Raw genomic sequence first — 4,496 nt, 5'->3', positions numbered from 1 at the left:
TTAGCGACGGTGTGGAGACCGTGAACCGTGACTGACCCTCCACGCTTCGGCCGCCTCACGAAGCGCACTTTGTGGGTGGGTGTGTAGGAGCGGGAATCTCTCTCCAGGAGAGGCTCGTCGTGCGGGGCCGCAGTCGCCCGCAGGCCGAACCCTTCTGAGCGGGACTGGGCCTGCTTCGCGGGACTGGGCCTGGTCGACTCCGATCCGATGTACGGATCCTGCACCATCGGCCTCGGCGACAGGCAGGAACCGCTCATCCGGTTCCGCACCGACGGGCACGTGGCCCGCGCAGCACCATCGGGCGACTCGGAATGGAGCGGCCGGTCTCGATGAAACTGATGCGTCAGGCGGAACTGTCGGCTCGCAACGCCAGTCCGAGTTGACTGATCCGGCGTCGCTCCCGCCACCCTCGCAGCAGTGCGCCGGCACTCACGCCCGGGATCCCCTCACCGCCGGCCCTGGCGATGGCGTCCGCCATGCGCTTGACTATAGCTAGTCCAGTGGTATTGGTGGGTATCAGTAGTCATTTTTTGACTGTCCGGCGATGTTCCAGGCGTCGCTCGGCCCGGCACGGTTGTTTCCGGCGCGGGTTCCCGCTAGCGGTCGGCCGTCGCCGATGACGATCCGTCCGGGCGGAACGCTCTGGTTCGCGAGCTCCGGAAGCGTTGCCGCAGGACAATCACCCTGAACACTCGACAGCCGGTTGCGTGACGCTTGTGCAGGTCTGCGACAGGATGGCCGGGTGCCTCCCCGTCGGTCGACATCCCCTCGCGCGATCCCGGCCGCCAACACCCCACCCCGGCGTCCACGCGCGGTTTCCGTCACACTCCGTTCCCCAGATGAACAATCCATCCAACAGGCGTTGCCGATCCAGGTCTCTCGTCGCCGGCAGCCCGACAAGACAGTGCAGATCCCGGTCACGGCCAGTTGTGCCGGCTGTGAAGAGCGGTGGACCGATCCGGCCACGACCCATTGCGGGTCCTGCCACCAGTCCTGGCCGACGGTGCAGGGCTTCGATGAGCATCTGGTCGATTGCCCGGCTCATCCGGTGATCGCGACTCGTCGGGTCAAGCGGGAGCGTGAGCCGTCGGGCGCCAACGTGGCCTGAGTCCGTCCTTCCCCCGTGACCGCGGTCTTCCTCCGCATGCGGCCGGTTTCCGCCGGACGTCTCGGTCACGGGCGATCGGCGGCCGGTAGGCGGCCGATGTGTTTTCGAGCCGCTGTCCTGGCCGAGCCCGGATCACGACGGTGAGGCCCGGCACCGAAGGCCGGAACCACTCGGCGATTCCGTGCAACGGACCGGTGAGGCGGGCGAGAAACTGCTACGTTCCGGCGCTGGAGCACCCGTGAACGCCGCTGCACCGTGTCGATCATCCGGCCGGGATTCCGTCCGTGCCGTGCGCCATCGGATCGCGGATCGAGGATCGCGGGCTGCGGACGGAGGAACGGATGACGGTCTGCGGATTGGTCCGGCTGGACGGGGTGGACGTCCGGCGGGCGTCCCTGACCGCCATGCTGGCTTCATCGTCGTTTGGGCTGCCCGCCGCACGCGGTGTCCACCTCGACGGAGCATTCGGGACGGTGACCGCCGCGGACCTGCGGGCGAACCCGACTCCGCCGATCGCGGTCGACGACGCGGGGCTCGTGGTGATCGCGGATCGTCCGTCCCGCCGTCCCGAGGGAAACGAGACGGCCCGGATGCTGGCGGCCGCCTACCGCAGCGGCGGCAAGTGGGCGTTGCTCCGGTCCACCACGCGGACGGTGACGATCGTCTGGGACCCGCGGCGCGCCCAGCTGGTCCTCGTGCGACCCGCCAGTACGGCCGACGAACTGATCACCTGGTCGGACGGGCGCCTGTTTGCCTTCGGTGCCGAGGCTGACCAGGTGCTGTCCGCGGAGATGCTCGCTCCGCCCTCCCGGTTGGCCCGGCTCCGGCGGCTCACCGCCGGTGAGGTCCTGACGATCGCCGTGCCCGCCCGTCTCCGCCGCCCCGCACCGGCGGCGTTCCGCCTGGCTGGAGTTGACTCGGACGTGTCCTGAGGCGACGTCTCCCGGCGCGTCGGCTTCTGCGTCTCCCGGCGCGTTGGCTTCTGCCTGCGTCGGCAGAAGCCAACGGCGGCCTCTGCCTGCGTCGGCCTGCCCTGAGATGTCCCGACGTCTCTCGACGCCGTCAGGCCGGTCCTCAGGTCCGTCAGGTTGTGGAGGCCTCGGCGCTCTGCGCGGGCTTCGCGGGCTTGGTGGGCCCGGTGGCCGGGCCGGCCGGAGCCGCGGCGGCGGACAGCTGGCTCTCCCGCACAAGGGAGGTGACCCGCCGCTCGGCGAAGAACGACAGGAACGGGATGGTGCCGGCAAGCATGATCGTGATCGTCCGGGTCGAGGACAGCCGGCAACGGTTCGCCAGATCGAAGGAAGCGGCGAGATACACCATGTACAGCACACCGTGGAGCGGGCCGACGGCCGCCACGATCGCGTCGTTGCCGCCGATGTACTTCATCGGCATGCCGATGCACACCAACGCGATCAGCCCCACACCGACGATGTAGGCGATGGCCCGATACCGCAGCAGGGATGCGCGAATCGCCGTCGCGGAGGCACGTCCTGTGGTGGCCGTACGGGTGGGGTCGGGCAATGCCGTCATCAGCGGGCTCCGTTGATGTGCTTGAGGGCGTCCCGAAGGGCGTCACGCTCGTACAGTGAGGCGAGATAGCGGTTGTAGGCGTCGAGTTCGTCGTCCTCGGCGGACTGCTCGGCGGTGCCGGTCGTCAGCATTTTGGGGCCCGTGTCGAGATCCGGTCGCCATGGCGCCTCGGGGGCGATCCGGCCGTGGGCACCCCACCGCGGCCCGGTGGTGTCCTTGGGCGCCAGATCCTCCTTCATCATCTTCACCCACCAGTACACGACGAAGGCGGCGAAGACAGGCCACTCGACCCCGTAGAAGAGGTTTTGCAACGATCCCTGCGGGGATTCGCCCTTCGTCAGCTGCCAGATGCCCATGCGGATGAAGAATGCGATCAGGAAGAGCGCGAGGAGATGACGCGCGATCCACGAGGGTGACAACAGCAGCCGACGCACGAGGTTGACGCTACCTCTCCCCGGCCGGTCAGCGTAGGGCGCGTGGCACCTTCCCGGGACCGGACTCACACCCGGGACCGGGGCGCCGGGCGGCGTGGGAGGGGGCGCGAGGGGCTGGCCGACCTTGGCCGGGCCGGCCAGCCCGCGTGCCGCCGTCGGCGGCCGCTTGGCGACCCGTCCGCCGGGCTGGGGGGGTAGCCGGGGAGCGAACGGGCCGAAACACCGCCGGACCTCCTGGCGCGGGGGCCGGTATGGCGTTCATCTGTCAGTCGTCCGGCGGAGGTTGATTGGTTGCCGTCGTTGTGAAGATTTTTCGTCCGCATGGTTCCCCATGGTTCCGCATGGTCAAGTGCAGACCCACGTAACCGCGCAGACCCACGCCGTCAGCGCAGGACTGCGGCCGCCAGTGTCCAACCCGACGTGCCCCCGCTGGAGATGGTGATCGACGTCGTGCCGATTCCGGCCGGCAGCCCGATGCTCACCACTCCATCGGCCGAGCCATCGGCGATCGGTGAAGGCAGGGTCTGGGTGAAGGTCTGCGTGCCGCCGATGGAGGTGACGATGATCTGTACCCGCCCGGAACCGGATCCGAGGAGGACGTCCAGGGTGAGCGGAGACTGCGAGACGAAGACCGTCAGCCGGGCCGAGCCCTGCAGGGACAGCCGGTCGGTGTCGTCCACGCCGGTCGCGACCGGCGTGCCCTCCGTCCAGTCGAATCCGGAGGATGACGGCACGGACGTGCCCAGCAGGGTGTCGGTGTCGATCAGCGGCATCACAATGGCGGCCCGGTTCTGCACACCGTTCCACGAGCCCCCGAACAGCACCCAGTCGAGAGTTCCGGGGCCCGGAAGCCGCACCTGTGACCCACTGGGGAAGGGGGCGACGGTGCTGGTGTAGATCCCGCCGCCGATGCCCGCGAACGTTCCGCTGGGCAGGGAGGATCTGCTGTCACCATGGTTCGCGGACGGTCCCGCGGACGGTGACGGTGCGCCGCCACCACCGCTCGCGGACCCCGGGTCCGCCGGGTCCGGGCCGGCGGCGCTGCCCCCGGATGTTCCGGCGGGGCTCGACTTGGCCGGTTCCGGTGGGACCACCGTGGTGGCCTGGGGCGACGCGGCCGGCGTCCGCACGACCGGAGACGTCGTGACCGGCGTGGCGGACGGCCGCGGCTTCGCCGTGACGGTCGTCGTGGGCGGAGCCGGGGAGTTCGATCCTGACGGCCCCAGCAGGGCCAGGGCCGTCAGGGCCATGATGCTCACGATGGCGAGTAGCGCCCCCGCGATCGTGCCGCGTCGGGCAACCGAGTGCCGCCGGGAACGGGGCCAGTTGTGGGACCGGGGGAGCCGGTCGGGGCTGGTAGACTGGCTGGACCGGCGCCGTCGGCTCGATGGGGCCTTCGTGACGGTACGGCCCAGGCGGTGCTG

At 69.8% G+C, this 4,496-nt stretch carries 6 protein-coding genes and 1 pseudogene; 3 read left to right on the top strand and 4 right to left on the bottom strand.

Annotation, left to right across the window (positions count from 1 at the left end; genetic code table 11):
* Window positions 1-343 precede the first annotated feature (343 nt).
* Entirely contained in the window at window positions 344-478 is a 135-nt protein-coding gene (locus tag AC08OU_RS03835; RefSeq protein ID WP_462203697.1) for a hypothetical protein, read from the bottom strand.
* 264 nt (window positions 479-742) lie between these two features.
* Here AC08OU_RS03835 and AC08OU_RS03830 point away from each other — a divergent pair, with 264 nt between their 5' ends.
* Window positions 743-1,108, top strand: coding sequence for an FDXHR family putative zinc-binding protein (locus AC08OU_RS03830; RefSeq protein WP_476593782.1), 366 nt, complete (start codon window positions 743-745; stop codon window positions 1,106-1,108).
* 284 nt (window positions 1,109-1,392) lie between these two features.
* On the top strand, window positions 1,393-2,040 hold the full coding sequence (locus AC08OU_RS03825; RefSeq protein ID WP_476604361.1) for a hypothetical protein: 648 nt from the start codon (window positions 1,393-1,395) through the stop codon (window positions 2,038-2,040).
* Between the two features lie 151 nt (window positions 2,041-2,191).
* Here the strand turns inward: AC08OU_RS03825 and AC08OU_RS03820 are convergent, their stop codons facing one another.
* The 3 genes from AC08OU_RS03820 to AC08OU_RS03810 all read right to left on the bottom strand — a co-directional run bounded on the left by AC08OU_RS03820 (window position 2,192) and on the right by AC08OU_RS03810 (window position 3,929).
* On the bottom strand, window positions 2,192-2,638 hold the full coding sequence (locus AC08OU_RS03820) for a DUF3817 domain-containing protein (RefSeq protein WP_476602029.1): 447 nt from the start codon (window positions 2,636-2,638) through the stop codon (window positions 2,192-2,194).
* Window positions 2,638-3,072: a hypothetical protein gene (locus tag AC08OU_RS03815; protein WP_476602028.1), complete on the bottom strand. Its 435-nt coding sequence runs from the start codon at window positions 3,070-3,072 to the stop codon at window positions 2,638-2,640. Before AC08OU_RS03815 ends, AC08OU_RS03820 begins: the two co-directional genes overlap by 1 nt.
* Window positions 3,073-3,455: 383 nt before the next feature.
* Window positions 3,456-3,929, bottom strand: coding sequence for a hypothetical protein (locus AC08OU_RS03810; RefSeq protein WP_476604360.1), 474 nt, complete (start codon window positions 3,927-3,929; stop codon window positions 3,456-3,458).
* Window positions 3,930-3,981: 52 nt separating this feature from the next.
* On the opposite strand from AC08OU_RS03810, the pseudogene AC08OU_RS03805 reads away from it, so the two are divergent.
* A pseudogene (locus AC08OU_RS03805) lies at window positions 3,982-4,496 on the top strand (hypothetical protein); the annotation flags it as partial.

The organism is Frankia sp. CcMO1, assembly GCF_977945845.1.
Note: the sequence above shows the minus strand (reverse complement) of the source record. Positions and strands in the feature narration are given on the sequence as shown.

Coding starts and splice junctions, on each gene's coding strand:
- AC08OU_RS03835 (WP_462203697.1), bottom strand. CDS start 478: ATGGCGGACGCCATCGCCAGGGCCGGCGGTGAGGGGATCCCGGGCGTG.
- AC08OU_RS03820 (WP_476602029.1), bottom strand. CDS start 2,638: ATGACGGCATTGCCCGACCCCACCCGTACGGCCACCACAGGACGTGCC.